This is a genomic window from Sulfuricystis multivorans (assembly GCF_003966565.1).
Taxonomy (GTDB): domain Bacteria; phylum Pseudomonadota; class Gammaproteobacteria; order Burkholderiales; family Rhodocyclaceae; genus Sulfuricystis; species Sulfuricystis multivorans.
Window position 1 is genome coordinate 101,990 of sequence record NZ_AP018718.1, and the last position, 24,491, is coordinate 126,480.

The 24,491-nt window shown below is 64.1% G+C and carries 22 protein-coding genes; 8 read left to right on the forward strand and 14 right to left on the reverse strand.

The annotated features are described in order from the left end of the window. Positions 1-50 precede the first annotated feature (50 nt). Genes EL335_RS00505 through lipA form a run of 5 tightly spaced genes read left to right on the forward strand, consistent with a single transcriptional unit; the run spans position 51 to position 3,828 of the window. Positions 51-1,184: a D-alanyl-D-alanine carboxypeptidase family protein gene (locus EL335_RS00505; protein ID WP_126443738.1), complete on the forward strand. Its 1,134-nt coding sequence runs from the start codon at positions 51-53 to the stop codon at positions 1,182-1,184. Further along, positions 1,181-2,053 (forward strand): D-amino acid aminotransferase, encoded by an 873-nt coding sequence (locus EL335_RS00510; RefSeq protein ID WP_126443739.1) that lies wholly within the window; start codon positions 1,181-1,183, stop codon positions 2,051-2,053. The genes EL335_RS00505 and EL335_RS00510 overlap by 4 nt, the downstream gene beginning before the upstream one ends. Next, complete coding sequence (locus EL335_RS00515; RefSeq protein ID WP_126443740.1) at positions 2,046-2,312, forward strand: YbeD family protein; 267 nt, start codon at positions 2,046-2,048, stop codon at positions 2,310-2,312. The genes EL335_RS00510 and EL335_RS00515 overlap by 8 nt, the downstream gene beginning before the upstream one ends. After that, on the forward strand, positions 2,291-2,902 hold the full coding sequence (gene lipB, locus EL335_RS00520) for a lipoyl(octanoyl) transferase LipB (protein WP_126443741.1): 612 nt from the start codon (positions 2,291-2,293) through the stop codon (positions 2,900-2,902). Before EL335_RS00515 ends, lipB begins: the two co-directional genes overlap by 22 nt. Further along, a complete protein-coding gene (gene lipA / locus EL335_RS00525; RefSeq protein WP_126443742.1) occupies positions 2,899-3,828 on the forward strand; it encodes a lipoyl synthase in 930 nt (309 codons plus the stop codon). The genes lipB and lipA overlap by 4 nt, the downstream gene beginning before the upstream one ends. Here lipA and EL335_RS00530 read toward each other — a convergent pair. The 3 genes from EL335_RS00530 to EL335_RS00540 are packed head-to-tail and all read right to left on the reverse strand — an operon-like array spanning position 3,825 to position 7,025. Continuing rightward, positions 3,825-5,012 (reverse strand): glycosyltransferase family 4 protein, encoded by a 1,188-nt coding sequence (locus tag EL335_RS00530; protein WP_126443743.1) that lies wholly within the window; start codon positions 5,010-5,012, stop codon positions 3,825-3,827. The two genes, lipA and EL335_RS00530, sit on opposite strands and share 4 nt — an antisense overlap. Further along, the gene (locus EL335_RS00535; protein WP_126447558.1) at positions 5,012-5,779 is read right to left on the reverse strand and encodes a UDP-2,3-diacylglucosamine diphosphatase; all 768 of its coding nucleotides are present in this window, start codon (positions 5,777-5,779) and stop codon (positions 5,012-5,014) included. The genes EL335_RS00530 and EL335_RS00535 overlap by 1 nt, the downstream gene beginning before the upstream one ends. Positions 5,780-5,822: 43 nt before the next feature. Next, positions 5,823-7,025 (reverse strand): glycosyltransferase, encoded by a 1,203-nt coding sequence (locus EL335_RS00540; RefSeq protein ID WP_284155386.1) that lies wholly within the window; start codon positions 7,023-7,025, stop codon positions 5,823-5,825. A gap of 144 nt (positions 7,026-7,169) precedes the next feature. Here EL335_RS00540 and EL335_RS00545 point away from each other — a divergent pair, with 144 nt between their 5' ends. After that, positions 7,170-7,940, forward strand: coding sequence for a GNAT family N-acetyltransferase (locus EL335_RS00545; protein ID WP_126443744.1), 771 nt, complete (start codon positions 7,170-7,172; stop codon positions 7,938-7,940). Positions 7,941-7,945: 5 nt separating this feature from the next. Then, complete coding sequence (locus tag EL335_RS00550) at positions 7,946-8,749, forward strand: lysophospholipid acyltransferase family protein (protein ID WP_126447562.1); 804 nt, start codon at positions 7,946-7,948, stop codon at positions 8,747-8,749. 56 nt (positions 8,750-8,805) lie between these two features. Here the strand turns inward: EL335_RS00550 and phoR are convergent, their stop codons facing one another. From phoR to EL335_RS00590, 8 genes are all read right to left on the reverse strand, one after another. Beyond that, positions 8,806-10,047, reverse strand: a complete 1,242-nt coding sequence (gene phoR / locus EL335_RS00555) for a phosphate regulon sensor histidine kinase PhoR (protein ID WP_126443745.1) — start codon at positions 10,045-10,047, stop codon at positions 8,806-8,808. Beyond that, positions 10,044-10,739: a response regulator gene (locus tag EL335_RS00560; RefSeq protein ID WP_126443746.1), complete on the reverse strand. Its 696-nt coding sequence runs from the start codon at positions 10,737-10,739 to the stop codon at positions 10,044-10,046. Before EL335_RS00560 ends, phoR begins: the two co-directional genes overlap by 4 nt. Continuing rightward, positions 10,736-11,446: a phosphate signaling complex protein PhoU gene (gene phoU / locus EL335_RS00565; RefSeq protein ID WP_126443747.1), complete on the reverse strand. Its 711-nt coding sequence runs from the start codon at positions 11,444-11,446 to the stop codon at positions 10,736-10,738. The genes EL335_RS00560 and phoU overlap by 4 nt, the downstream gene beginning before the upstream one ends. Positions 11,447-11,461: 15 nt before the next feature. After that, positions 11,462-12,259: a phosphate ABC transporter ATP-binding protein PstB gene (pstB, locus tag EL335_RS00570; protein WP_284155513.1), complete on the reverse strand. Its 798-nt coding sequence runs from the start codon at positions 12,257-12,259 to the stop codon at positions 11,462-11,464. Between the two features lie 59 nt (positions 12,260-12,318). Then, positions 12,319-13,974, reverse strand: a complete 1,656-nt coding sequence (gene pstA, locus EL335_RS00575) for a phosphate ABC transporter permease PstA (RefSeq protein WP_126443749.1) — start codon at positions 13,972-13,974, stop codon at positions 12,319-12,321. 12 nt (positions 13,975-13,986) lie between these two features. Beyond that, complete coding sequence (locus EL335_RS00580) at positions 13,987-16,257, reverse strand: ABC transporter permease subunit (protein ID WP_126443750.1); 2,271 nt, start codon at positions 16,255-16,257, stop codon at positions 13,987-13,989. 117 nt (positions 16,258-16,374) lie between these two features. After that, on the reverse strand, positions 16,375-16,980 hold the full coding sequence (locus tag EL335_RS00585) for a hypothetical protein (RefSeq protein ID WP_126443751.1): 606 nt from the start codon (positions 16,978-16,980) through the stop codon (positions 16,375-16,377). Positions 16,981-17,046: 66 nt separating this feature from the next. After that, a complete protein-coding gene (locus EL335_RS00590; RefSeq protein ID WP_126443752.1) occupies positions 17,047-18,033 on the reverse strand; it encodes a PstS family phosphate ABC transporter substrate-binding protein in 987 nt (328 codons plus the stop codon). A 412-nt stretch (positions 18,034-18,445) separates the two neighbouring features. Here EL335_RS00590 and EL335_RS00595 point away from each other — a divergent pair, with 412 nt between their 5' ends. Further along, positions 18,446-20,428 (forward strand): UvrD-helicase domain-containing protein, encoded by a 1,983-nt coding sequence (locus EL335_RS00595; RefSeq protein WP_284155387.1) that lies wholly within the window; start codon positions 18,446-18,448, stop codon positions 20,426-20,428. On the opposite strand, the gene EL335_RS00600 is transcribed toward EL335_RS00595, so the two are convergent. From EL335_RS00600 to EL335_RS00610, 3 genes are read right to left on the reverse strand one after another with little or no spacing between them, the layout of a single operon-like run. Beyond that, a complete protein-coding gene (locus EL335_RS00600; protein WP_126443754.1) occupies positions 20,400-21,620 on the reverse strand; it encodes a multifunctional CCA addition/repair protein in 1,221 nt (406 codons plus the stop codon). The genes EL335_RS00595 and EL335_RS00600 overlap by 29 nt on opposite strands. Next, a complete protein-coding gene (locus EL335_RS00605; protein ID WP_126443755.1) occupies positions 21,617-22,495 on the reverse strand; it encodes a complex I NDUFA9 subunit family protein in 879 nt (292 codons plus the stop codon). The genes EL335_RS00600 and EL335_RS00605 overlap by 4 nt, the downstream gene beginning before the upstream one ends. After that, positions 22,492-24,474, reverse strand: coding sequence for a lytic transglycosylase domain-containing protein (locus EL335_RS00610; protein WP_172599979.1), 1,983 nt, complete (start codon positions 24,472-24,474; stop codon positions 22,492-22,494). Before EL335_RS00610 ends, EL335_RS00605 begins: the two co-directional genes overlap by 4 nt. Positions 24,475-24,491: the final 17 nt, after the last annotated feature.

Genomic DNA, 24,491 nt, shown 5'->3' on the forward strand with positions numbered 1-24,491 from the left:
CATCACGGGTGGCAAGGTATACTTTTTCGAAATCTCACCGGTGAATCTCCATGCGTTTTCTTCTCCTGCTGCTTTCCCTGTTTTGCCTGAACGCCTTCGCCCAGACGAGCGAACCGCCCCCGCCGCTGGCCGCGCGCGCCTGGCTGCTGATGGACCAGACCACCGGCCAGATCCTCGCCGCCCAGAATCCCGAGATGAAGGTCGAGCCGGCCTCGCTGACCAAGATCATGACGAGCTATGTCGTCTATGGCGCGCTGCGCGACGGCAAGCTCAAGCGCGACCAGATCGTGCCGGTGTCAGTCAAAGCCTGGAAGGCGCCGGGCTCGCGGATGTTCATCGCGCCTGACCAGCAGGTCACCGTGGGTGCGCTCATCGATGGCATGGTGATCCAGTCGGGCAACGACGCCTCGATCGCGCTCGCCGAAGCCGTTGCCGGCAGCGAGGAGGCCTTCGCCGAGCTGATGAATGCCGAAGCGAAGCGGCTCGGTCTGACCAACACGCATTTCGTCAACGCCACCGGCCTGCCCGATCCGGCGCACTACACCACCGTGGTCGATCTGGCGCGGCTGACTACCGCGCTGATCCGCGATTTCCCCGAGGAATACAAGCGCTATGCGGTAAAGGAGTTCACCTGGAACAAGATCAGACAGCCCAACCGCAACCGCCTGCTGTGGCTCGACCCGGCAATCGATGGCGTCAAAACCGGGCATACCGAATCGGCAGGCTTCTGTCTGGTCGCCTCGCGTTTCGACGGCGTGCGGCGGCTGACCACCGTAGTCGTCGGCACCGCTTCCGACAACGCACGGGTACAGGAAACGCTGGCGTTGCTGCATTACGGCGCACGCGCCTTCGATGCGGTCAAGCTCTACGACAAGGGCCAGGCGCTGACCCAGCTCAAGGTGTTCAAGGGCCAGCAGAACACCGTCGGCGCCGGCTTCGCGCAGGATTTCGTGCTGTCGCTGCCGAAAGGCGTGGCGAGCAACCCAGAGCGCATCAAGGTCGAGGTGGTGAGCAAACAGCCACTGCTCGCCCCCGTCAAGCAGGGCGATGTGGTCGCCACGCTGAAGCTCACCGTCGATGGCCAGTCCTGGGGCGAACACCCGCTCATCGCGCTTACCGATGTGCCGGTGGCCGGCTTTTTCGGTCGGGCTTGGGATGCCCTCAAGCTCTACTTCCAGAAATGACGCTCTGTTATCTGAACGGCGAATTTATGCCACTGGCCGAGGCGAAAGTCTCGCCGATGGATCGCGGCTTCCTGTTCGGCGACGGCGTCTATGAAGTCGTCCCGGTCTATTCGCGCCGGCCGTTTAGGCTCGACGAGCATCTGGATCGGCTGCAACGGAGCCTCGACGCGATTCGGCTCGACAATCCACTCGGGCGCGAAAAATGGCGCGCCATCGTCGCGCGCCTCAGCCAGGCTGCCGACTGGGACGACCAGTCGGTCTATCTGCAAGTCACGCGCGGGCCGATGACAATTCGCAACCATGCGTTTCCCGAAGTCGTCACCCCCACGGTATTCGGCCTCGTCGAACCCCTCGTCATACCCAGTGCCGAGCAGGTCGAATCGGGTGTGGCCGCTGTCTCCGCCGCCGATTTCCGCTGGCTGCGCTGTCATGTCAAGGCGACTTCACTGCTGGCCAACTGCCTGTTGCGCCAGATGGCTTATGACGCCGGTTGCGCCGAGACGGTGATGTTCCGCGACGGCATCCTCACCGAAGGCGCCGCCTCGAACATCTTCGTCGTCCGGAACGGCACGCTGCTCGCCCCGCAGAAGAACCACCTGATGCTGCCCGGCATCACCTACGACGTCGTGCTCGAACTCGCCGCCCGGCATGGGCTGCCAGTCGAGGTGCGCGACATCTCCGATGCTGAAGTGCGTGCCGCCGACGAGCTGTGGCTTACCTCCTCGACCAAGGAAGTGCTGGCGATCGTCGAGCTCGACGGCCGCAAAATCGGCGGCTCCAACACGGCAGGCAAGCCTGGGCCGGCGTTCCGGCGGATGTATCGCTGGTATCAGGATTTCAAGCGGACGGTGATGCGTGGCGATGACTGAACAGGAAACGCTGCTCGAGTTCCCCTGCGACTTCCCGATCAAGGTGATGGGCGCAACGCGCGAGGGCTTCGCACAGACCGTCGTCGAGGTGGTGATGAAGCATGCACCCGACTTCGATGCCGCCACGGTCGAGATGCGCCCCTCGCGGGCCGGCCATTATCTTTCCATCACCTGCGTCATCCGCGCGACCTCCAGGCCGCAGCTCGATGCGCTGTATCGCGAACTGACCTCCCACCCGTGGGTGAAAATCGTCTTGTAGTGCGCCGGCTCGGCCTAGTCGAGTATGAGCCGACCTGGCGCGCGATGCAGGCCTTCACTGCCCGGCGGGGCCCGGCGACCCCAGACGAGCTCTGGCTGTGCGAGCACCCTCCGGTATTTACCCTCGGCCTGGCCGGCAAACCGGAGCACCTGTTGCGCGACGTCGGCATTCCCGTGGTGAAGATCGACCGCGGCGGACAGATCACCTACCACGGTCCCGGCCAGCTCGTCTGCTACCTGCTGCTCGACTTGAAGCGCCGGGGTCTTTCCGTGAAGACGCTGGTCCATCGCATGGAGCAGGCGGCGATCGATCTTCTCGCCGGTTACGGCATCGCCGCAGAACGGCTGGAAGGCAGACCGGGTGTTTATGTCGGCGGTGCGAAGATCGCCGCGCTGGGGTTGAAGATCAAAAACGGCTGCTGCTATCACGGCCTGGCGGTCAACGTCGCGATGGATTTATCGCCCTTTGAAGCGATCAACCCGTGCGGCTATCCCGGCATGGCGGTGACGCAGCTCGCCGCGTTCGCCCCTGCTGCGGACGTGGCAACGGTCGGCGTTAAACTGCTCGCACAGCTTGAGGAGAAACTATGAAGCAGAAGGGCGCAGCCAAGACCGCACGCATCCCGATCAAGATCGTGCCGGCCGCCGAGCCGCTGAAAAAACCCGACTGGATCCGCGTCAAGGCCGGCAATTCCGCGGCGCGCTTCGGGGCGGTGAAGGCGATCCTGCGCAGCCACGGCCTGCACACGGTCTGCGAAGAGGCCACCTGCCCGAACATCGGCGAATGCTTCGGCAAGGGCACCGCCACTTTCATGATCCTAGGCGATCTGTGCACGCGCCGCTGCCCGTTTTGCGACGTCGGCCACGGCGTGCCGGCCCCGCCCGACCCCGAGGAGCCGGCAAAGCTCGCTGCCACGATCGCGGCGATGAAGCTTCGCTATGTGGTGATCACCAGTGTCGACCGCGACGATCTGCGCGATGGCGGCGCGGGGCATTTCGCCGCCTGCATCCGCGCGATCCGCGCTGCCACACCTGAAACCAAGATCGAGATACTGGTGCCGGACTTTCGCGGCCGGCTGGCAATCGCGCTCGACATCCTCGCTCATGATCCGCCGGATGTGATGAACCACAACCTGGAGACCGTCCCACGCCTCTACAAGCAGGCCCGTCCCGGGGCCGACTATGCGCACTCGTTGCAGCTCTTGCAGGCATTCAAGCGTCGCCTGCCGCACATTCCAACCAAGTCCGGGCTGATGGTGGGCCTGGGCGAGAGCGACGAGGAGATCCTCGCGGTGATGCGCGACTTACGCGCCCACGACGTCGAGATGCTGACCATCGGCCAGTATCTCGCGCCATCGAGCCATCATCTGCCGGTCGTGCGCTATGTGCATCCCGAACTGTTCAGGATGTATGCGGACGAGGCGGAGAAGATGGGCTTCACCCATGCTGCCTGTGCGCCGCTGGTGCGCTCGAGCTATCACGCCGAGCTGCAGGCGCACGACGCTGGTGTGGCCTAGATTTCAAAAGTCGGCGCTGGCAGGACGGCATCCGCAGCGTCGAAACGGTGCTCGACCGCATCGATGAGCATCGTTTCGTAACGCTCGACGACGCTGTTCCAGCTCAGGTGGCGCACGCTGGCGGCACAGCCAGCGCGATCGATGCCGTTGCGGGTGAGCCGTCGCACGGCTTCGCGGCTGGCGGCGATGAAGCCGACTGTATCGCCGGGCTTGACGAGCCAGCCATTGACGCCTTCGACGATAAGCTCGCCGGCGGCGGCATGGTCGAAGGCGACCACCGGCAGGCCGCTCGCCAGTGACTCGGCTACGACGTTGCCAAAGGTCTCGGTCAGGCTGGGAAAGAGAAACAGATCGGCGCTGGCGTAATGTGTGGCAAGGTCTTCGCCGGTTCGCATGCCGCAGAACAGGACATCCGGATAGCGGCGTGCCAAGGCGAGTGCGGCCGGGCCATCGCCGACACAGACCATACGTGCTTGCGGCCATTCTTGGCGGATCGCCGTGAAGGCCTTGAATGCCAGCGCCAGATTCTTTTCCGGCGCCAGCCGGCTGACGACCAGACAAACCGGCGCATCCGGACGCGCTCCCCATTCCAGGCGCAGCAGCGGCGAGCGGCGTGCCGGTGAAAACAACCGTGTGTCCACACCGCGCGAGAGCACCCGCACATTGCCAAATCCCGCTTGGCCGAGCGCCATGGCGAGACTGGCCGTCGGCACCAGGATCATGGCCGTGCGATTGTGGAACCAGCGTAAGTAGGATTCGATGCCGCGCTGCAGCCAGCCGATGCCGTAGTGCCGGCTGTAGCTGTGGAAGTTGGTGTGGAAGCTGGAAATCGTCGGAATGCCAAGCCGTCGCGCCGCCGCGAGCGCCGAATGGCCGAGCGGCCCTTCGGTGGCGACATGCACGACATCCGGCATGGCTGTACGCCACAGCGAGATGAGGCGCCGAGCCGCCGGCAGGCCGAAGCGCAGTTCGGGATAGCGCGGAATCGGCAGTCCCGGCACCAGTAGCCCGCCATCCGGCAACGTTGCGCTCACCTCATCCTTCTGGCGCGGCCGCACGATGCTTACGGCATGGCCGCGGCTGCGCAGACCCTCGGCCAGCCGCCCAAGCGTCATCGCCACGCCATTGACTTCGGGCGGAAAGGTTTCGCTGACGAGCGCGAGGCGGAGCTTGCGGGCGCTCATCAGGCCGCTGTCCGCAAGGGCACGACGTTCGTCCCGACGTGGCGCCATTCGATCAGCTCGAGCGCGCCATCGAGATGCTCGACGATCGCGGTGCAGCTATCGACCCAGTCGCCGCAATTGACGTAGAGCACGCCATCCCTTTCGCACAGCGCGGCGCTATGGATATGGCCGCAGATGATGCCGTCGAGACCGCGGCTGCGCACCGTGCGGATGACGGCATCCTCGTAATCGCAGATGAAGGAGACCGCACGCTTGATGCGCCGTTTGGCATAACCGGCCAGCGACCAATAGCCCGGGATGCGCAGGCTGCGCCGCAACCAGGAAAGCCCGGCGTTCATTCGCACCAGCGCGTTGTAGCCAATGTCGCCGAGCAGCGCGATCCAGCGGTGATGGCGAGTGACCTGATCGAACTCATCGCCATGCAAAAGCAGCAGCCGCCGGCCGTCGGCGGTTTCGTGCACATGTTCGGCCGCCAACTGGATGTCGCCGAAACGAGCGCCGACATATTCGCGCAAGGCTTCGTCATGGTTGCCGGGAATCAGCATCACCTTCTCGCCATGCCGAGCGCGGCGCAGCAGCTTTTGCACTACGGTGTTCTGCGCAGCGCTCCAATGGATGCCGCGCCTCATCGCCCAGAAATCGACGATGTCGCCGAGCAGGAACAGCTGCTCGGCCTCGTAGTGGCGCAAGAAAGCGATCAGGCTGTCGGCCTGGCAGCCACGCGTGCCGAGGTGGATGTCCGAGAGGAAGATGCTGCGTACTCGCATAGCCAGCAGCTTGCCGGGCGGATGCGACGCGAAGATGAAAGAATCATGACGGAATGGTGACAATGGCTTTGTCGGCCACCCTGCGGGTTTCCAGCACCGTGCGATAGACCTCGGCCAGTCGACGGGCGCAGGCCGTAGTGGTCCATTCGTTGGCGAAGCTGCGCGCCGCGCGCCCCATTGCCTCGCGGCGCTGAGGATCGTCGATCAACGCGGCCAGCGTCGTGCCGAAGGCTGGGGCCTCCTGGGGTGCCGGCAGAGCACCGCGGCGCGGCTCGACGATCTCGCGCGTGCCCAGCGCGGAAAAGGCCAGCACCGGCAGGCCGGCCGCCATCGCTTCGAGTAACACCAGACCCTGCGTCTCGGTGCGCGAGGCGAACACGAAGACGTCTGCTGCTGCGTAGCAGGCCGGCAATTCGCTGCGTCGGTCGAGATAGCCGACGAAGCGCACGTTCCGCGTGATGCCCAAGGCCGCCGCCTGACGTTGCAAGGCCGGCAAGGCGGGGCCTTCGCCGGCGATGACCAGGATCAGCTCCGGCCGCCGTTCAAGCGCATGCGGCATGGCATCGAGCAGGAAGCCGATGTTCTTTTCATGTGCCGTGCGACCGACGAACAAGGCCACTGGCGCTGTGGCAGGTATGGCGAAGCGGGCGCGAAAGCCGGCGCTGCCAGTACGGCAGCCGGTGCTGAAATGCTCGACGGGGATGCCGGTCGGCACGCGATGCAGCGGCGCGGTCACACCATAGCTGCGTAGCGTCTCGTGCATCGCCTGGGACGGAACGACGACGGCATCGAGCGCATTGCACTGGCGACGCGCGAGTCGGCGCGCGAAGGCGCGCAGTGCGCCTTGCGGCAATGCCGGTAGGTAGTTGTGGAGGTATTCCTCGAAATGGGTGTGATAGGTGGCGATGCAGGGCAGGCCATGCCTGCGCGCATGGGACAATCCGGCGTAGTGGGCAGCGAAGGGGGTTTGGACGTGCACCAGGTCGACCGCGGGAGCCCGCTTCAGCGCCTGCCGCAGGCGCCAAGGCAGCATCAGCCGGTCTTCGGGATCGAAGGGCACCCGGTGCGCCGGCACGCGAAAAATGTGCTCGTCATCGAGGTGGGGCTTGGGGTACGCCGGCGCGATGAGACTGATCGTGATGCCTTCCGCCGCGAGCGCCTGCCGGAAGGACTCGATCGACGTCGCCACGCCATTGATGCGGGGAAAAAACACGTCGGAGATCATCAGCACACGCATTGAACGCATTGACACATCTTCGCGCGCGCATGTGACGGCGATATTTCATTTCGCAGCGACTCATGTCATCGCGGCGTCACTGCCGAGTCAAATTTCCGTAACGCCGTTTTCCTACAGTGCCGTTGCCCAACACACTGACAAGGAGACCGGCCAATGGAGACCCGGAATGAAAGAGACGAACAGGCAGCTCTGCTACGCCCCGCGCGCGTCAAACTGCACGTCGGCCTGGCGAGCTCCCCCTCCGAAATCCTCGCCGCGCAAAAGCTGCGCTGGCGTGTCTTTGCCGAGGAGCTCGGCGCCACGCTGCCGACGCGCATCCCCGGCGTCGACCAGGATTTCTACGATGCCTACTGCGAGCATCTGATCGTGCGCGACGAAGCCAACGGACGGATCGTCGGCACCTATCGCATCCTTTCGCCGTTGGCGGCGCGCCGGGTCGGCAGCTACTACTCGGAAAACGAGTTCGATCTGACGCGGCTTACGCATCTGCGCCCGCGCATCGTCGAAGTCGGCCGTTCCTGCATCGACCCGGAATACCGCACCGGCGCGACGATCGCGCTGCTGTGGTCGGGCCTGGCGCGCTACATGGTCGACAACGGCTACGAATACCTGATCGGCTGCGCCAGCATCGGCATGCAGGATGGCGGCCACAACGCGGTGGGCATCTACCACGCGCTCACCGCGCACGAAGCGCCGCCCGAGTATCGCGTCTTTCCCCGCCACCCCTTGCCGCTCGAGCGCATCTGGGCTTCGCCACATCCGGACGTGCCGCCCTTGATCAAGGGCTATCTGCGCGCCGGCGCCTGGGTGTGTGGCGAACCGGCCTGGGATCCGGATTTCAACACCGCCGATTTGTTGCTGCTGTTGCCGATGAGTCGTGTCAATGCGCGTTACGCCCGCCACTTCGTCGAGCGAAAGGTGTGAAAGCCATGCTCCGCGAGCTACGCGCGGCGTTTCGCATCACCCGCGTCGGGCTTCATCTTTGCTGGGGAGCAGCGACGGTCGCCGTAGCTTATCCGTGGCTCGATGAGCGCTGGCGGCGCGCGTTGAAACGGCGCTGGTCGCGTCAGCTGCTGGAAATACTCGGCGTCAAACTCGGCGCTGGCGACACGGTACCCCCGCCTGGGCTGATCGTCTGCAACCACATCTCCTGGCTCGACATCTTCGTCATCAATGCCCTCACGCCGGCTGCCTTCGTGGCAAAAGCCGAGGTGAAAGACTGGCCGCTGATCGGCTGGCTGTGCGCACGCACCGAAACGCTCTTTCTCGAGCGTGGCTCGCGCACTTCGGCGCGTCGCACCATCGAGGCCATGGTCGAAAGCTTAAAGCGCGGCATTCATGTCGCCGTGTTTCCCGAAGGCACGACGACGGCTGGCGACTGCGTGCTGCCCTTCCGCGCCGCGTTGTTCCAGGCGGCGATCGAGGCCGAAACGCCCGTCATTCCCCTCGCGCTCGGCTATGCCGATCACCGCGGCAAGCCGAGCCGAGCGCCCGCCTACGACGGCGAAATAACCTTCTGGCAGTGTCTGCGTGCCATCGCCGCTGAGCGCCGGCTCGTGGCCGAGCTGCGCGTGCTGGGTGCGCTCGAGAGCCGCCAAAGCGCCCGTGGCGAGCTCGCGAGGCGCAGCCGGGAAAATATCATCTTGCAACTGGGCAACCGCCACTTTGCCCCTGCTGGAAAGATCGCTACCGACGGCGATCTGCTCGAGCTCGGAATACAACCAGCGCAATAGTGCCGCGATGGATGTAGATTGCCGTTACCGCTGCCTTGCGCCGCATGCCCTCGCTGTCAGACCCGCCGTTCGGCAGGGAAGCGGCAGGAAAACGTGCTGCCGCGATTGGGCGTCGAACGGATCTCGAGTTTGCCGCCGTGGCGCGCGAGCACGTGCTTGACGATCGCCAGTCCAAGGCCAGTGCCGCCCGAGGCCGTGGCGCGGCCCTTATCGACGCGGTAGAAACGTTCGGTCAGACGGGGAATGTGCTCCGCCGGGATACCGATGCCGGTATCGATGACGGCGAAGGTGGGCTGGCCATCGACGATGCGCCAGTCCAGCGTGATCCTGCCGCCGGACGGCGTGTAGCGCACGGCGTTGAAGACCAGATTACCGAAGGCGCTGCGGATTTCCTCGCTGCAGCCGACGAGCTTGCCGGCCGAAGTCGCGGCGATGATGATCTCATGGCGCTGGCCGGACAGCGCCAGCGCTTCGTCGCGCAGCGCTGCGAGCAGCGCCGGGATATCCACGACTTCTTCGCGCAACGGCCGGTCGCTGCTTTCGAGGCGCGAGAGTGTCAGCAGATCATTGATCAGACGATTCATGCGAGCGGCCTGCTCGGCCATCAGACGGATGAAGGTGCGCGCCGTCTCGCCGCTGGGCGGGTCTTGAGTGTCGAATTGTTCGAGAAAGCCGCTGATCACGGTCAATGGCGTGCGCAGCTCGTGTGAGACGTTGGCGATGAAGTCCCGGCGCATGGCCTCGCTGCGCACCTGTTCGGTGACATCGGTCGAGACGAGCAGCGTGCCGCTGTCGGAAAAAGGCACGAGCATTACCGACAGCACGCGTTCGCTGCCGTTGCCATCCATGCGCAAGAGCGCGGCTGGCTGTTGGCGTCGCTGCACGCGGTAATGCTCGCTCAGCTGCTGGAATTCGCTTAGGCGGATCAATTGGGTAATCTGCGTGCCGGGATCGCGCGTCGCGTCGAGGGCGAAATGGCGACAGGCTGCTTCGTTGAGCCATTCGATGCGCATTTCTCCATCGAGCAGGATGACGCCATCGGGGAGTGCCTGGACCGCAAGGCGGAAGCGTTCTAGCGCGTTGCCCAGTTCTTGCAGTCGCTGCCGTTGCTGTTTGTGTTGCGCGAGCAGGCGGGAAGAGATTTCGCCCCAGATGCCGCGGCCATCGGGCAGCGGGTGCAATTCGGGTGCGATGAGCCAATCGCGCAGCGCGCTGCGTTGGCGGAGCTCGCGAGCGAGGGCAATCGCCAAGGCGCAGGCAGCGGCGAGCAACAACCACGCCACGCCAGTGGCGCTCATCGCGTCGGGCTCGTCAACTTGTAGCCGACCCCGCGCACCGTCTCGATCAGCGCTTCGCTCGCCGGACCCAGTCCGGCGCGCAGACGGCGGATATAGACGTCGATGGTGCGGTCTTCGAGGAAGCGATGGTCGCCGCGTAACGCGTTCAGCAGCTGGTCGCGGGTGAGCGCCCGGTTCGGGTGGGTCATCAGATAAAGCAGCAGATCGAATTCGGTCGGTCCCAGCGCAACGGGCTGGCCATTACAGCTGACGGTGCGCGCGCCCGGGTCGAGCTTGAGCGGCCCGATCTCGACCGGATCACCGGCGAAATGCGGGGCGCGGCGCCGGAGCACCGCACGGATGCGTGCGATCAGCTCCTTCGGCGAGAACGGCTTGCTGACGTAATCGTCGGCGCCGAGGTCGAGGCCCTCGACACGGTCGGACTCCTCGGCACGCGCGGTGACCATGATGATCGGCAGCTCGCGCGTGCGCGCCTCGGCGCGCAGGCGTTTTGCCAACGCATTGCCCGACATGCCCGGCAACATCAGGTCGAGCAACACCAAGGTCGGCAGGCGCTGGCGGATCTCTTCGAGCGCGGCCTCGGCAGTGCCGACGACGACGACCTCGAAAGCGGCCTGTTCCAGCGAATAGCGCAACAGCGCCTGGATGGCGATTTCGTCCTCGACGACCAGAATGCGCGGCCGGCTGCTCATTGCCCATCTTGCTCCGCAGTTCCCATCTTGCCCAATGGGGTGTGACGCACGTCTTCGCCACGGGCGATGAAGATCACGTCGCGGGCGATGTTCTTGACATGATCGCCGATGCGTTCCACCGAGCGGGCGATGAAGATGATGTCGAGCGCAGTGCTGATCGTACGCGGGTCTTCCATCATGTAGGTGATCATCTGGCGCACGATGGAACGGAAACTTTCGTCGATTTCCTTGTCGCGAGCGATGATCGTCAGCGCGGCGCGATCATCGACGCGCACGAAGGCGTCGAGCACGTCGTGCAGCATGCCCTGGACGCGCTCGCCGAGGTAGCGGATTTCGGTGACCTGAGTCAGACAGCCGCTCATGCCTTGGTCGAAGACCTTGCGCACGCCCTTGGCGATTTTTTTCACTTCGTCGCCGATCCGCTCCAGGTCGGTGACGATCTTGCTCACCGCCATGATCATACGCAGGTCGACCGCCGTGGGCTGACGGCGCGCGATGATGTGGGCGCAGGCGGCGTCGATGGAGACCTCCATCTGGTCGACCCCGGCATCGCGGGCAATGACCAGATCGACGAGCTCGCGATCCTCGCCGTCGAGCGCGTTCAGCGCAGCGCGCATTTGCTCTTCGACCAGCCCGCCCATCTGGGTGATGCGGGCACGGATATCGTCGAGCTCGGTGTCGAAACGTTTGAAAATGTGCTCGTGCATGGCTTTCTCTTCTCCTTAGCCGAAGCGGCCGGTGATGTAGTCCTCGGTGCGTTTGTCTTTCGGCTTGATGAAAATTTCGTCCGTGGCGCCGAATTCGATCAGCTCGCCCAGATACATGTAGGCCGTGACGTCGGAAATGCGCGCCGCCTGCTGCATGTTGTGGGTGACGATGATGATGGTGTATGCGCTCTTCAATTCGTCGATCAGTTCCTCGATCTTCGCCGTCGAGATCGGATCGAGCGCCGAGCAGGGCTCGTCGAGCAACAACACCTCGGGTTGCAGGGCGATGGCGCGGGCGATCACCAGGCGCTGCTGCTGGCCGCCCGACAGGCTCATGCCGCTCTCGTGGAGCCGATCCTTGACCTCGTCCCACAGCGCCGCACCGCGCAGGGCGCGCTCGACGGCCCCGTCGAGCGTGGTCTTGTCATTGACGCCCATGATGCGCAGGCCGTAGGCGACGTTCTCATAGATCGACTTGGGGAAAGGGTTGGGTTTCTGGAATACCATGCCGACGCGACGCCGCAGCAGCGCGACATTCACGTCCTTGTCATAGATGTTCTTGCCATCGAGCAGGATCCGCCCCTCGATCCGGCAGCTATCGACCAGATCGTTCATGCGGTTGAAGCAGCGCAGCAACGTCGATTTGCCGCAGCCGCTCGGGCCGATGAAGGCGGTGACGCGGTTGCGCGGTATCTGCAGATTGATGTCCTTGAGCGCATGGTTGTCGCCGTAATGAAGGTTCAGCCTGTCGACGTGCAGCACATGGTCGCTCGATGGCTCGAGCAGCACGCGGCCGAGCTCGCCGAAGTGCATCGCATGGGTCTTTTCGGGATTTGCGTTCATTGCGTTTCGTCCAGCGGGGAAATGAGGGATCAGACGCCTTCGAGGCCACGCATCTTCTCGCGCAGGCGGTGACGCAGGCGAATCGCGGCAAGATTGAGCACGACGATGATCAGTACCAGCAATAGGGCAGTGGCATAGACGAGCGGCCGCGCCGCCTCGATGTTGGGGCTCTGGAAGCCGACGTCGTAGATGTGGAAGCCCAGGTGCATGAACTTGCGCTCCAGATGCAGGAACGGATAGTTGCCGTCGAGAGGGAGGCTGGGCGCGAGCTTGACCACACCAACCAGCATCAGTGGCGCCACTTCGCCCGCGGCGCGCGCCACGGCGAGAATCAGCCCGGTCATCATCGCCGGGCTGGCGATCGGCAGCACGGTGCGCCACAGGGTTTCCGCCTTGGTCGCACCCAGAGCGAGGCTGCCCTCGCGGATGCTGCGCGGCACGCGCGCCAGACCTTCTTCGGTAGCGACGATCACCACCGGCAGCGTCAATAGCGCGAGCGTCAGCGAAGCCCACAACAGGCCCGGACTGCCGAATACCGGCGCCGGCTGCGCTTCTGGGTAGAACAATAGGTCGATGTTGTGACCGAGGAAGTAGACGAAGAAACCGAGGCCGAACACGCCATAGACGATCGACGGCACGCCGGCGAGATTGTTGACCGAGATGCGGATGATGCGGATCAAGGGGCCCTGTCTGGCGTATTCGCGCATGTAGATCGCCGCCATGATGCCCAAGGGCGTGACGATCACCGCCATCAGCAGCACCATCAGCACGGTGCCGAAGATGGCCGGGAAGATGCCGCCTTCGGTGTTCGCCTCGCGCGGATCCTCGGCAGCGAATTCCCACAGCTTGCGCGCATAGTGACGCATCTTCGCCGGGATGCTCATCGCATTCGGGAGATAGGCATCGGCGACGTTGGCCAGCGGCACGTCGATGATGCGGCCATCGCTGATCTCGGCGGCGAGGCTGTCGCGTTTGATCTCGTGGCGCAGCTTTTCCAGTTTCTCCTGCAAGGCGAGGAAGGCTTTCTGATATTGCTCGCGCTCGTTGGCGAGCGCCGCCTGCTCCGCAGCGGTGAGCCTTTGCTGGAGCTCGAGCTTGCGCTCCTTGAGGCGCAATTTCTCGAGCGCATAGTTGATGTTGCCGATCTCGACCTTTTCGATGTGGTAGATCTCTTTGAACAGGGCGCTGGAACGCTCCAGGCGCTGTTGCAGCTCGGGCCAGGCGGCAGCCCCTTCTGCGACGACCTTGCCTTCTTCCTTGACCGCCTTCAGGTGGCCGTAGAAGTTGCCCCATTCGCGCCGCTCGAGCGTCAAAAGGTCCTGCGGACGTTCGAACTTGCCGAGCATGGGCTGCGGAAACCACTTGAAGTCGCTGCCGGTGACGTCGCGGTTGCCGAGCTTGAAAAGGTAGCGCGTGGTGAATTTGTCCGGGCTGTCGATCTTGAAGCCGGCTTCACGAAGGCGCAGCAGCGAGACTTCCTCCTCGTCGTGGATTTCGCCGATCACGCGCTGCGGCTTGCCGTCGTTGCCGGTGAAGGTGGTCTGGATCACCGGGTGCGGCCAGAAGTGCGTCAGTCCGCGGGCGGCGGCGAGCCAGACGACGGCATAGACCATGACGAGCGAGAGCGCGACGGCGCCGGCCGTCATCCAGATCCAGGGCTCCCCGCTCTTGAACCAATTACGCATGATGAAACATCCTCACAATGAGCTGTATTTTTCGCGCAGGCGCTGACGCACCAGCTCGCCCAGCGTGTTGGCGGCGAAGGTGATCAGAAACAGCACCAGCGCGGAGAAGAACAGCAGCCGGTAATGCGTGGTGCCGACGGCCGCTTCGCCCATCTCGACGCCGACGTTGGCCGACAGGGTGCGAAAGCCGGTGAAGATCGACAAATCCATCACCGCGGTATTGCCGGTAGCCATCAGGACGATCATGGTCTCGCCGATCGCGCGACCCATACCGATCAGGATCGCCGAAAAGATGCCGGGACTGGCGGTCAGCAGCACGACGTTGTAGAGCGTCTGCCAAGGGGTTGCGCCGAGTGCCAGCGACCCGGTGGTCAAATGCTTGGGCACGCTGAATACGGCATCCTCGGCGATCGAGAAGATCGTCGGGATCACCGCGAAGCCCATCGCGATGCCGACCACCAGCGAGTTGCGCTGCTCATAGGACCAGCCGAGCCGCTGGTGGATCCAGTGCGGCATGTCGCCGTCGAACAGCGCCGCCTCGATCGGGTGGCCGGCCGAAAGCGCCAGTGCCATCACGAGGAGGATCACCGGGATCAGCAAAGCGGCCTCCCAGCCGGGGCTGACGCGCTGCGTCAGACGGGCGGGCAAGAGGTGCCAAAGCCAGGCCGTCAGCAGGAAGGTGATCGGCAGCAGGAAGATGGCGAGCAAGGTGCCGGCCAGGTTGTTGTCGACATAGGGGGCGAGCCACAACCCAGCGAGAAAGCCCAGCACCACGGTCGGCAGTGCCTGCATGATCTCGATCGACGGCTTGACGATGCCGCGCATCTTCGGGGACATGAAATAGGCGGCGAAGATCGCGCCGAGCACTGCCAGCGGCACCGCGACCAGCATCGCGTAGAACGCGGCCTTCAGCGTGCCGAGGGTGAGCGGCGCGAGGCTGAATTTCGGCTCGAAGTCCGAATTGGCCGCGGTCGATTGCCAGATGTATTCCGGCTCGCTGTAGCTTTCATACCAGACTTTCTGCCACAGCGCCGAGAAGGACACCTCCGGATATTCGTTATGCACGCGCGCCAGCGTCAGACGGCCATCGGCAGCCTCGGCCAAGAGCGCGTTGCCGCGCGGCGCAATGCCGACCATCATCAGCGGTTGGGAGCCCGTCGAATGGGTGAGCAGCTGGCGTTGCGAGGTGGCGTAATACAGGCCAATCTCGCCCTGGTCGTCGCCGGCGAGGAAACCCTTGCGGAAGTATTCCGGGACGAGGATGGTGATTTTCCCTTTCAGCGCCGGGAACGTGCGGATCCGGGTCAGGTGATAGTTGTTTTCGGCATCGCGCACCAGGAACCATTGCGCGAGATTGCCTTTGTCGGAGCCGACGATCAGGGAATAACCGCCGGAGAGCATCGTCGCGGCGCTGACGGATTCGCCGACCGGGAACAGCTCGACGGTTTGAACCAGGCGCGGATTGGCCTTGTCCATCACGTCGTAATGGGTCGCGTAGCGGCCATCGTGCAAGACGTAAAGCTCGCGCTGCTTGACTTCGAGCAGCAGCCGTTCGATTCTGCCTTGCGGAACGGGCGGCAAGGCGACGGTGTTCTGCTCGATGTTCGTCTCGCCGGTGATCAGGTTGGTCTTGCTGGCGATGCTGGTCAAAAGCAGCCGACCATCCTCGGTGAGCGCCACGACGGTAGTTTCGTTGTCGTCGTATTGGATGGCGATTTTTTCGAGCGCCTGACCCTGCGAGTCGATGGCAAGCGGCGTCTTGCCCAAAGGGTAGTCGAGACGCGGCGTGATGGTGCGGATGTCCTTGTCGGGATGCGTCGGATCTTTCTTGAACTGGACATCGAAGGCGGTCTTGACGAACATGATCCTGCCATCGGCCAGCCCCCAGGCGACCACGCCCTTGGCCGGATCGCCGGCAGCGAAGCTGACGGGCTTGCTGTCCGTAGGCAATTTTTCTCTGGCGATCTCGTGGCCGTCCTTCATGCCGAAAAACCGCACTTCGCCCGCCAGGGTCATGCGCACGCCGATTTCCGCCTGCTCTTCGCTGCTCAAATACACGGTGTCCGCGCCGCTCATGGCAAGCGGCACCGTTTGCGGCTTTTCGAGGCTGGGCGGGGTAAAAATGGGCACGACGACGCTGGCCAGATAGAAAAAGATCAGGCTGATCGCGAGGATCACGCTCAAGCCGCCGATGGTCATCACGTGCTTGAACAGCTTGTCCCGGGTCATGCGCCGGCCGGTAAAGCCGCCGACCTTGCTGATGTTGGCCTCGATTTTTTCCATGAGTTACTGTCCGACGAGCTTGGGATACCGCGCAGAGTCTACCGAACGCGACGCAACGTGGGGCAACCCGGTCGGGCAGCCCCACGCATGCGCCCTGCGTTGCATCGTGAGTGACGCTTATTTTTTCGAGTGCAGCTTATTGAAGGCTTCGATCAATGGGGCCGGGCGGCCGGCATTCTTGGTCTTCTTGTTCAACGCATAGATGACCGTCTCGCCCTTCGGGCCGGCGCCGATTTCCGTGAAGGTCCAGGCGACCTCCTTGTGCTGCAGGAAATCTTTCATATCCTGCCATTCGCCAAAGACGTAGTAGCGACCGTTGTAGATCACTTCGCCATAAAAGGCGCCGACCTCGCCGATCTTGCCGTCGAAAAATTTTTCGGCAACGACCGGCGCATCGAGCGGGAGGCCGGCTTCCTTTTTGGTCAGGCCGAAGATCACCGTCTGTCCGTCGGGCCCGCCGCCGATGCGAGTGCGGGTGAGCGGCACCTCGTCGTGCTCGAGGAACAGCAAATAAAGCGCCGGATCGCTGAAGGCATAGAGGCGGCCGTTGTCGTGGAAGACGAGGAAGTAATTCGCCTTCTGCGCGGCGGCTGGCTGGGCGGCCTTCGCCTCGTGGTGGGAAGTTGCAGCCGGCTGCTGGCTGGCACAACCGGAAAGGCCAAGGGCGCCAAATGCCAGCGCGGCGGCCAGGCTGTGGGCGGAAATGCGTTGCATGATGCGCATGATGGGGTCTCCGTGGTCGGGTCACGCCGGCCGCGTGGGCGACCGGCGACTCACATGGATCGCGATTCAGTGGATGCCCAGATCGGCCAGCGCCTTCTTGGCCATGCCGGCTGGCATCGGCACGAAGCCGTCCTTGACGACGACCTGCTGACCTTCCTTCGAGAGCACCATCTTGAAGAATTCGCGCTCGAGCGGCGGCAGTTCCGTGTTGGGGCGCTTGTTCACATAAACGTAGAGCACGCGTGCCAGCGGATAGGTGCCGTCGATCGCGTGCTTGGCGTCGGCCTCGACGAAGGGTTGGCCGGTCTTCTTCGACAGCGGCACGGCGCGCACGCCGGAGGTCTTGTAGCCGATACCGGAATAGCCGATGGCGTTGAGCTGGCCGCTGACGCTTTGCACGACCGACGCGGAACCAGGCTGTTCAGCGACTTCGCGTTTCAGGTCACCCTTGCACAGCGCGTGCTCCTTGAAGTAGCCATAGGTACCAGACACCGAATTGCGGCCATACAGGGCGATGGCACGGGTTTCCCATTCGCCGGTGAGCCCCACCTGACCCCACTTGGTGATGTCGGCCGGTGCGCCGCACTTGCGGGTCGAGGAGAAGATCGCATCGACCTGCTGGATCGACAGGCCCTTGATCGGGTTGTCCTTGTTGACATACACGGCCAGGGCGTCGATCGCGACCGGCACCGCCGTGGGTTTGTAGCCGTATTTCTTCTCGAAGGACTCGATTTCCTTGGCATTCATCACGCGGCTCATCGGGCCGAAGTTCGAAGCGCCTTCGATCAGCGCAGGGGGCGCGGTCGAGGAACCGGCGCCCTGGATCTGGATGTTGACGTTGGGATAGAAACGCTTGTAGGTTTCGGCCCACAGTGTCATCAGGTTATTGAGCGTGTCGGAGCCGACACTGGTGAAATTGCCGGAAACCCCGCTGGCCTTGGTGTAGCTGGGCAGGGCCGGATCGACCTGCACGGCCTGGGCGCTGGCCGCCGGGGCGATGAATGCGGTGGCAGCGACGAAACCGAGAGCTGACGCGATCTTTCTGAGTTGCATGAACTGACTCCTTTCGTTGGGTGTAGAGGAAACGCGCCGGATAACGAGCGTCTTGCGGCGCACCAGGTCATGCTATTGAAACAGTGTGACGAATTTGTGACGGTGTGCATGACCCCAGCCAAGGGCGGCTCGCTGGCATGAGCGTCCGTGACCGCTGTGGTTAAATAACATCAAATGAAACTCGACCTACGCAAAATCTACCGCTTCGACACCATCGCGCGGGAGCCCGGCGGCTCTTTGGCGAAGGGTGGCAACGTCATTACGAGTGCGCCGAATGCAAGGAAATCGTCGCCTGCGTCGCCTACATCGAGGCTGCTTGCAGCTGCGGCAACATCACGGGGGGCGATGGTACGACGGTCATCAAGGATTCGGCCAAGGTCACTCCGCTACGTGGCGTCTTGAAGTAGTTGGCGTGCAAGGACTCAACCCCCCGCAGCGGGAAGCGATCCGCTATCTCGATGGTCCGCTTCTGGTGCTGGCCGGCGCCGGTTCCGGCAAGACGCGCGTGATCACCGAGAAGATCGCCTATCTGATCGGCGAAGTAGGCATCGCACCTGCGCACGTCACGGCGATCACCTTCACCAACAAGGCCGCGCGCGAGATGAAGGAGCGCGTCGCCAGGCGCGTTGGCGAGCGCGCCAGCGAAGTCAATATCAGCACATTCCACGCCCTGGGCGCGAAATTTCTGCGCATGGAAGCCAAGGCGGCGGGCTTGAAGCCCGGCTTTTCGATCCTCGATGCCAGCGATACCGCGGCGCTGTTCGCCGAGCTGATGAAGGATGCCGACAAAGCGCGCCTGAAGCTGGTCCAGCAGCGTATCTCGCTTTGGAAGAACGCGCTGCTCGGCCCCGATGACGTCTCACCCTTGGACGATCTCGAAGCCGACGCGGCCCGCGTTTATGCCGAATACGAACGCATGCTTCATGCCTACCAGGCGGTCGATTTCGACGATCTGATCATGAAGCCGGTGCGGCTGCTCGAACAGGATGAGGAAGTGGCGCAGCGCTGGCGGCAGCGCATCTGGCACCTCTTGGTCGATGAATACCAGGACACCAACCGTTGCCAGAACCGCTTGATGCGTCTGCTCACCGGTGAGCGCGCAGCCTTCACCGCGGTCGGCGACGACGACCAGTCGATCTACGCCTGGCGCGGCGCCGACGTCGATAACTTACGCCAGCTCGCCGCCGACTATCCGCGCCTCAAAGTCATCAAGCTCGAACAGAACTACCGCTCGACGACGCGCATCCTCAAGGCGGCCAACAGCGTGATCCGCCACAATCCCAAGCTGTTCGAGAAGAAACTCTGGTCGGACAAGGGGCATGGCGACATGATCCGCGTGATGGCCTGCCGGGATGATCAGCACGAGGCCGAATGGGTGATCACGCGCCTGATGGCGCACCGGTTCGAGACGCGCGGCCGCTGGCGTGACTATGCGATCCTCTACCGCGGCAATCATCAGGCGCGCCTTTTCGAGCAGCAGCTGCGCGCCCACAAGGTGCCCTATGTGCTCTCGGGTGGCCAGTCGTTCTTCGACAAAAGCGAGATCAAGGATATCGTCAGCTACTTGCGCCTCTTGGCCAACCCGGATGACGATCCGGCCTTCATCCGCGCCGTCACCACACCCAAGCGGGGCATCGGCGGCACGACGCTCGAAGCCTTGGGACAGGCGGCGGGACGACGTCACATCGGTCTGTTCGCCGCAATCTTCGCGCCGGGCATCGAACTCGAAATCAAGGCGCCGCAACTGGCGGCGCTACGCGAGTTCGGCGGTTTCATCAATCGCATGGAATTTCGGGCAAGGCGGGAACCCGCAAGCCAGGTACTCGCGGACCTCGTCAAGGCGATCGGCTATGAGACCTGGCTGTTCGAGACGCTGGAAACGCGTGATGCCGAAGCGCGGCTGGCCAACGTGCGCGAATTCGTCGGCTGGCTTGCCGCCAAGGGCGAGGAGGAAAAAAAAGGCCTGCTGGAGCTCGCCCAGACCGTCGCCTTGATCACGATGCTCGACAAGCGCGACGAGAACCTCGATGCCGTGCAGCTCGCGACCTTGCACGCCGCCAAGGGACTCGAGTTCCGCCATGTCTTCCTCGTCGGCGTCGAGGAAGGCAACCTGCCGCACCGCGAGTCGATCGATGTCGGCAATATCGAGGAGGAACGCCGCCTGATGTATGTCGGCATCACACGCGCGCAGCTCTCCCTCAACGTGAGCTGGTGTCTGAAGCGCAAGCAGGGCAAGGAGATCGTCGAGCGCATGCCATCGCGTTTCATCGCCGAGATGGGCGACGATGTCAGGCATGAGGGGCAGGGTGCCGTCCCGTCAGCGCCGACTGTCGACAAAGCCGCTGGCAACGCGCGGCTGGCGAGCTTCAAGGCGCTGCTGAAGACAGTGCCTTGATCGCCGCGATACGGGCTCGATGAATGCGCGCCGGAATCTGTCGGGGATCGGCGCAAGTCTGGGCAATCGCACCGGCATCGACCGACTGCACGGCAGCCAGCAGTCGGCGCCAAAGGTCGGCGGCGGCGTAGCTTTTCTCCTCCCAGCCGAGCCGGCCGCGATAGTCGGCCTCACAGGCGGCGAGGATTTCCGCAAAGCGGGCCGCACGGCGCAGCGCATCGCAGCGCTCCAGAATCTCGAGCTTCGTTTCTGGCCGCAGCTCGGCCACCTTGTGGATGTCGCCGTGATAGCGCGCGACGAGGCGCGCGAGGTCGCGGCAATCGCCCGGCACGCGCAGGCGCTCACAGAGCGGTTCGAGCAAGGCGACGCTTCTTTGTTCATGGCCGACGTGGCGCGGCAGGATTTCGGCCGGCGTCATCCCCTTGCCCAGATCGTGGGTGAGCGCTGCAAAGCGCGCCGGAAGGGAAAGACCGAGCCGCGCCGCCATGTCGATCACCAGCATCACATGCACGCCGCAATCAACCTCCGGATGGAAATCGGCGCGTTGCGGCACACCCCAGAGCCGGTCGAGCTCCGGTAACAGTCGCGCCAGCGCCCCGCAGCTGCGCAACACCTCGAACATGCGCGAAGGCTTCGCCTCCATCAAACCGCGCGCGAGTTCCTGCCAGACCCGTTCGGCAACCAGATGATCGACCTCGCCGCTAATCACCATCGAGCGCATCAGCTCCAGCGTCTGTGCTGCTACGGAAAAGTCGGTGAAGCGGGCGGCGAAGCGGGCGACGCGCAGGATGCGCACCGGGTCCTCGGCGAAGGAGGCCGAGACGTGGCGCAGGATCTTCTTCGCGAGATCGCTGCGGCCGCCGAAAGGGTCGATCAGCGTGCCATCTTCGGCCTTGGCGATCGCATTGATCGTCAAATCGCGGCGCGCGAGGTCGTCTTCGAGCGTGACATCGGGTGCGGTATGGAAGGTGAAGCCGTGATAGCCATGCCCGCTCTTCCGCTCGGTGCGCGCCAGCGCATACTCCTCGTGGGTCTGTGGGTGGAGGAAGACGGGGAAGTCCTTGCCCACCGGCGTAAAGCCCTGCGCGAGCATTTCCTCGGGCGTGCTGCCGACGACCACCCAGTCGCGATCCTGCACCGGCAGGCCGAGCAGCTGATCGCGCACCGCGCCGCCGACGCAGAAAACCTTCATCGCTTGGCGAGATAGTCCGGCGCCACCGCCTCGAGTGGCGTGGCCGTCAGACCGAAGGGCAGCGTTGAGCCTTCGGGACAGACGTTGGGTACCTGCATCGAGCGGACGTTGTCGCGCGTCATCGGCCCGTTGGGCAGCCATTCCATGATCAGCGCCTGCAGATAGGAAAGCGCGAGCGGCAAACCGATGATCGGCCGCGGATGGCCGGAAAGCCAGCCGGTATAGGCGACCAGCTCGCGCAGGGTATAGATGCGCGGACCACAAAGCGGATAGGTTTGTCCCTGGCTTTCGGGATAATCGAGACTGGCGACGATGCTCGAGACGACGTCCTCGACCCAAACCGGCGTAAAGCGCGCCTGTGGGCAGGCGAGCGGCACCAGCGGCGCGATCGCCAGCAGCCCGGCGAACAGCGTCAGGAAGCTGTCGCCGCGGCCGAAGATCACCGAAGGCTGAAAGATCGTGGCTTGCGGAAAGAAGGCTTTCACCGCCGCCTCGCCGGCGGCCTTGCTCCTCAAATATTCGGAGGGCGCATCAGCTGTCGCACCCAGCGCCGAGATGTGGATCAGCCGCGAAACATGGGCCACCGCGGCGGCGCGCGCGATCTTGCCGGGCAGCTCGACATGGGCGCGTTGGAAATCGCCCTTCAGGATGCCGACGAGATTGACGACGAGATCCTGCCCGGCCATCAGCCGCGCGAGCGTCTCTTCATCGTGAACGTCGGCCTCGACGACGTTCGCCGCCGGCAACACCGTCAGATGTTTCACGCGCTCGCGGCGGCGCGTGGGCAGTGTGAGCGCAAAGTCGGCGCGGCCAAGACGGCACGCCAGCGCGCTGCCCAGGAAGCCGGTGCCGCCGATCAACAGGGCCTTCTTCATGGGAGTCTCTCCGCATCGATGTCGCCGAAGCCGCGCGGCCGGATGGTGCCGAGTCGCTGGGTCAGCGACGGAGCCGGCCTGCCCATCAGCGCGGCATAGTAGATCGCATTCGCCATCACTTTCTTCACGTAGTCGCGAGTCTCGGAAAACGGGATCGTCTCGACATAGATTGCGCCTTCGAGCGGCCGTTCGGCGCGCCACTTGCGCGCGCGGCCTGGTCCTGCGTTGTAGGCGGCGGTGGCCAGTACCGGATGATCATCGAGGCTGTCCATCACCATGCGCAGGTAATTCGTGCCGAGCGTCAGGTTGGTGTCCATCTCGGTGACCTTGCCCGGATGGTAACTGGTAAGGCCGATCTTCTTCGCCACCCATTTCGCCGTCGCGGGCATCAGCTGCATCAGCCCCTTGGCGCCGGCGCTCGATTTCGCATCCATCACGAAACGGCTTTCCTGACGCATCAGTCCATATACCCAGGCGGGATCGAGATCGACCTCGCGCACGCGGGGCGCAACCTGCTCGAAAAAGGGCGTCGGGTAGCGCAGCGCGAAATCATGCTCGCTGCGGGTGCGCTCGGCGGTGCTGATCGCGCGGTCGATGACCTCGTTCTGCCTGGCAAAATCGGCGGCGGCCAAAAGCTGCCGGTCGTCCATGTCGGCGAGCACCCAGTTCCATTCGCGCACACCCTCATTGCGCAGCCCGGCGCGGATCAGCGCCAGCGCACGTATCAGCGTGGGGTGGCTTTCGGCCTCGCGACGCTCCTCGGGGCTCGGCGGCTGGGCGCGTGGCGGCAGGCTGAGCCGCCGTCCCAGCGCCTCACTGGCGAGGATGCCGTAGAAGTGGGGCTGACCAGCGATCTGGCGATACAGCGCCTGTGCGTCATCGAGCCAGCCGAGTGCGGCCAGCGCGCGGGCGCGCCAGTAGAGCCATTCTGGCCGGGAAGCCAGGGTTTCGGGCAACGCGGCGGTCGAGCGCGCCACTTCCGGCCAGTCGCCGGCGCGCAAGCCCGCGCGGATGCGCCAGCCCTGTTGTTCCTCGTCGAAGCTGGCTCCGAGCTTCTCTGCATGGTTGAACCACTCGGTGGCCTCGGGTTGATGGGTCAGCGCGGCGACGAGCGCCAGGCGCCCCCAGACGATCCCGCGCAAACCGGCTGGCAGCCTCTCCTCGACCTCCTGCCAGCGCGCTGCGGCCAGATGCACGTCGGTGCGCGCCATGCGCAGGACGGCCAAAGCGGCCAGTACGCCGCTTTTTTTCGCTTCGGCCAGTACGCCGCTTTTTTTTGGATCGGCCAGTGTGCCGCTTTTCTTGTTGGCCAGCACCTGCACAGGATGCTCCGCGATGTTATCCAAACTGCGGGGCGCCGGCGCCTCGTCCGCGGACAGCCAGCTGGCGAGGACTCGGGCTTCCTTGAGCCTGCCGCCGGCCCATTGACGGAAGAGACGTTCCCAGAGCAGTTCGGTGGGAAGCTCGCCCGTCGCCGCCAGCCTTCCTAGCGGCGGCAGGCAGCTCGCGGCGAGCGGTTGCGGTGCGGCCAGAATTGCCGCAACATCATTCGCCGCCCCGGCCTCGCCAAGCTGCAGGCGCGCCTCCAGCCCGCGGCAGAGGCTTTCCGCATCGGGTCGTTGCAAACGGGCGAATTGTTCGCGCGCGCGTTGCCATTCCTGCCGATCGACCAGCCACTTGAGCCATTCGGCGCGCATCTTCTCACCCAGCCAGGTGCCGGCCTCGCGTTCGACGAATTCCGCGACGCCTTCGTCCGAAGGATTCTTCCCGTCGGCGAGCTGCAGACTCAATTGAAAATAACGCGCCCAAGGTGCGAGTGGATGCGTGCCGAGAGAAGCCAAGGCAACGGCGAGCGACGCGCGATCTTTCCTGGCATAAGCCTCGCGTGCGGCAGTGAAGGCCGCATCTTCAGCCGCCAAAGCCGCCTGCAGCCAGGTTGGCAGGGCGATGAGAAGCGCGGTGGCGAGGAAACGTTTCATCAGATGACGACTCCGTT

What these genes read in the sequence shown, in the direction of transcription:
- EL335_RS00515 (WP_126443740.1), top strand. Translation starts at nt 2,046, where the DNA reads ATGACTGAACAGGAAACGCTGCTCGAGTTCCCCTGCGACTTCCCGATC.
- EL335_RS00605 (WP_126443755.1), bottom strand. Translation starts at nt 22,495, where the DNA reads ATGAAGAAGGCCCTGTTGATCGGCGGCACCGGCTTCCTGGGCAGCGCG.
- EL335_RS00590 (WP_126443752.1), bottom strand. Translation starts at nt 18,033, where the DNA reads ATGCAACTCAGAAAGATCGCGTCAGCTCTCGGTTTCGTCGCTGCCACC.
- EL335_RS00505 (WP_126443738.1), top strand. Translation starts at nt 51, where the DNA reads ATGCGTTTTCTTCTCCTGCTGCTTTCCCTGTTTTGCCTGAACGCCTTC.
- EL335_RS00545 (WP_126443744.1), top strand. Translation starts at nt 7,170, where the DNA reads ATGGAGACCCGGAATGAAAGAGACGAACAGGCAGCTCTGCTACGCCCC.
- EL335_RS00530 (WP_126443743.1), bottom strand. Translation starts at nt 5,012, where the DNA reads ATGAGCGCCCGCAAGCTCCGCCTCGCGCTCGTCAGCGAAACCTTTCCG.
- EL335_RS00585 (WP_126443751.1), bottom strand. Translation starts at nt 16,980, where the DNA reads ATGCGCATCATGCAACGCATTTCCGCCCACAGCCTGGCCGCCGCGCTG.
- pstB (WP_284155513.1), bottom strand. Translation starts at nt 12,259, where the DNA reads ATGCACTTCGGCGAGCTCGGCCGCGTGCTGCTCGAGCCATCGAGCGAC.
- EL335_RS00610 (WP_172599979.1), bottom strand. Translation starts at nt 24,474, where the DNA reads ATGAAACGTTTCCTCGCCACCGCGCTTCTCATCGCCCTGCCAACCTGG.
- pstA (WP_126443749.1), bottom strand. Translation starts at nt 13,974, where the DNA reads ATGCGTAATTGGTTCAAGAGCGGGGAGCCCTGGATCTGGATGACGGCC.
- EL335_RS00535 (WP_126447558.1), bottom strand. Translation starts at nt 5,779, where the DNA reads ATGCGAGTACGCAGCATCTTCCTCTCGGACATCCACCTCGGCACGCGT.
- EL335_RS00560 (WP_126443746.1), bottom strand. Translation starts at nt 10,739, where the DNA reads ATGAGCAGCCGGCCGCGCATTCTGGTCGTCGAGGACGAAATCGCCATC.
- EL335_RS00550 (WP_126447562.1), top strand. Translation starts at nt 7,946, where the DNA reads ATGCTCCGCGAGCTACGCGCGGCGTTTCGCATCACCCGCGTCGGGCTT.
- phoU (WP_126443747.1), bottom strand. Translation starts at nt 11,446, where the DNA reads ATGCACGAGCACATTTTCAAACGTTTCGACACCGAGCTCGACGATATC.
- EL335_RS00540 (WP_284155386.1), bottom strand. Translation starts at nt 7,025, where the DNA reads ATGCGTTCAATGCGTGTGCTGATGATCTCCGACGTGTTTTTTCCCCGC.
- EL335_RS00510 (WP_126443739.1), top strand. Translation starts at nt 1,181, where the DNA reads ATGACGCTCTGTTATCTGAACGGCGAATTTATGCCACTGGCCGAGGCG.
- lipA (WP_126443742.1), top strand. Translation starts at nt 2,899, where the DNA reads ATGAAGCAGAAGGGCGCAGCCAAGACCGCACGCATCCCGATCAAGATC.
- EL335_RS00580 (WP_126443750.1), bottom strand. Translation starts at nt 16,257, where the DNA reads ATGGAAAAAATCGAGGCCAACATCAGCAAGGTCGGCGGCTTTACCGGC.
- EL335_RS00600 (WP_126443754.1), bottom strand. Translation starts at nt 21,620, where the DNA reads ATGAAGGTTTTCTGCGTCGGCGGCGCGGTGCGCGATCAGCTGCTCGGC.
- phoR (WP_126443745.1), bottom strand. Translation starts at nt 10,047, where the DNA reads ATGAGCGCCACTGGCGTGGCGTGGTTGTTGCTCGCCGCTGCCTGCGCC.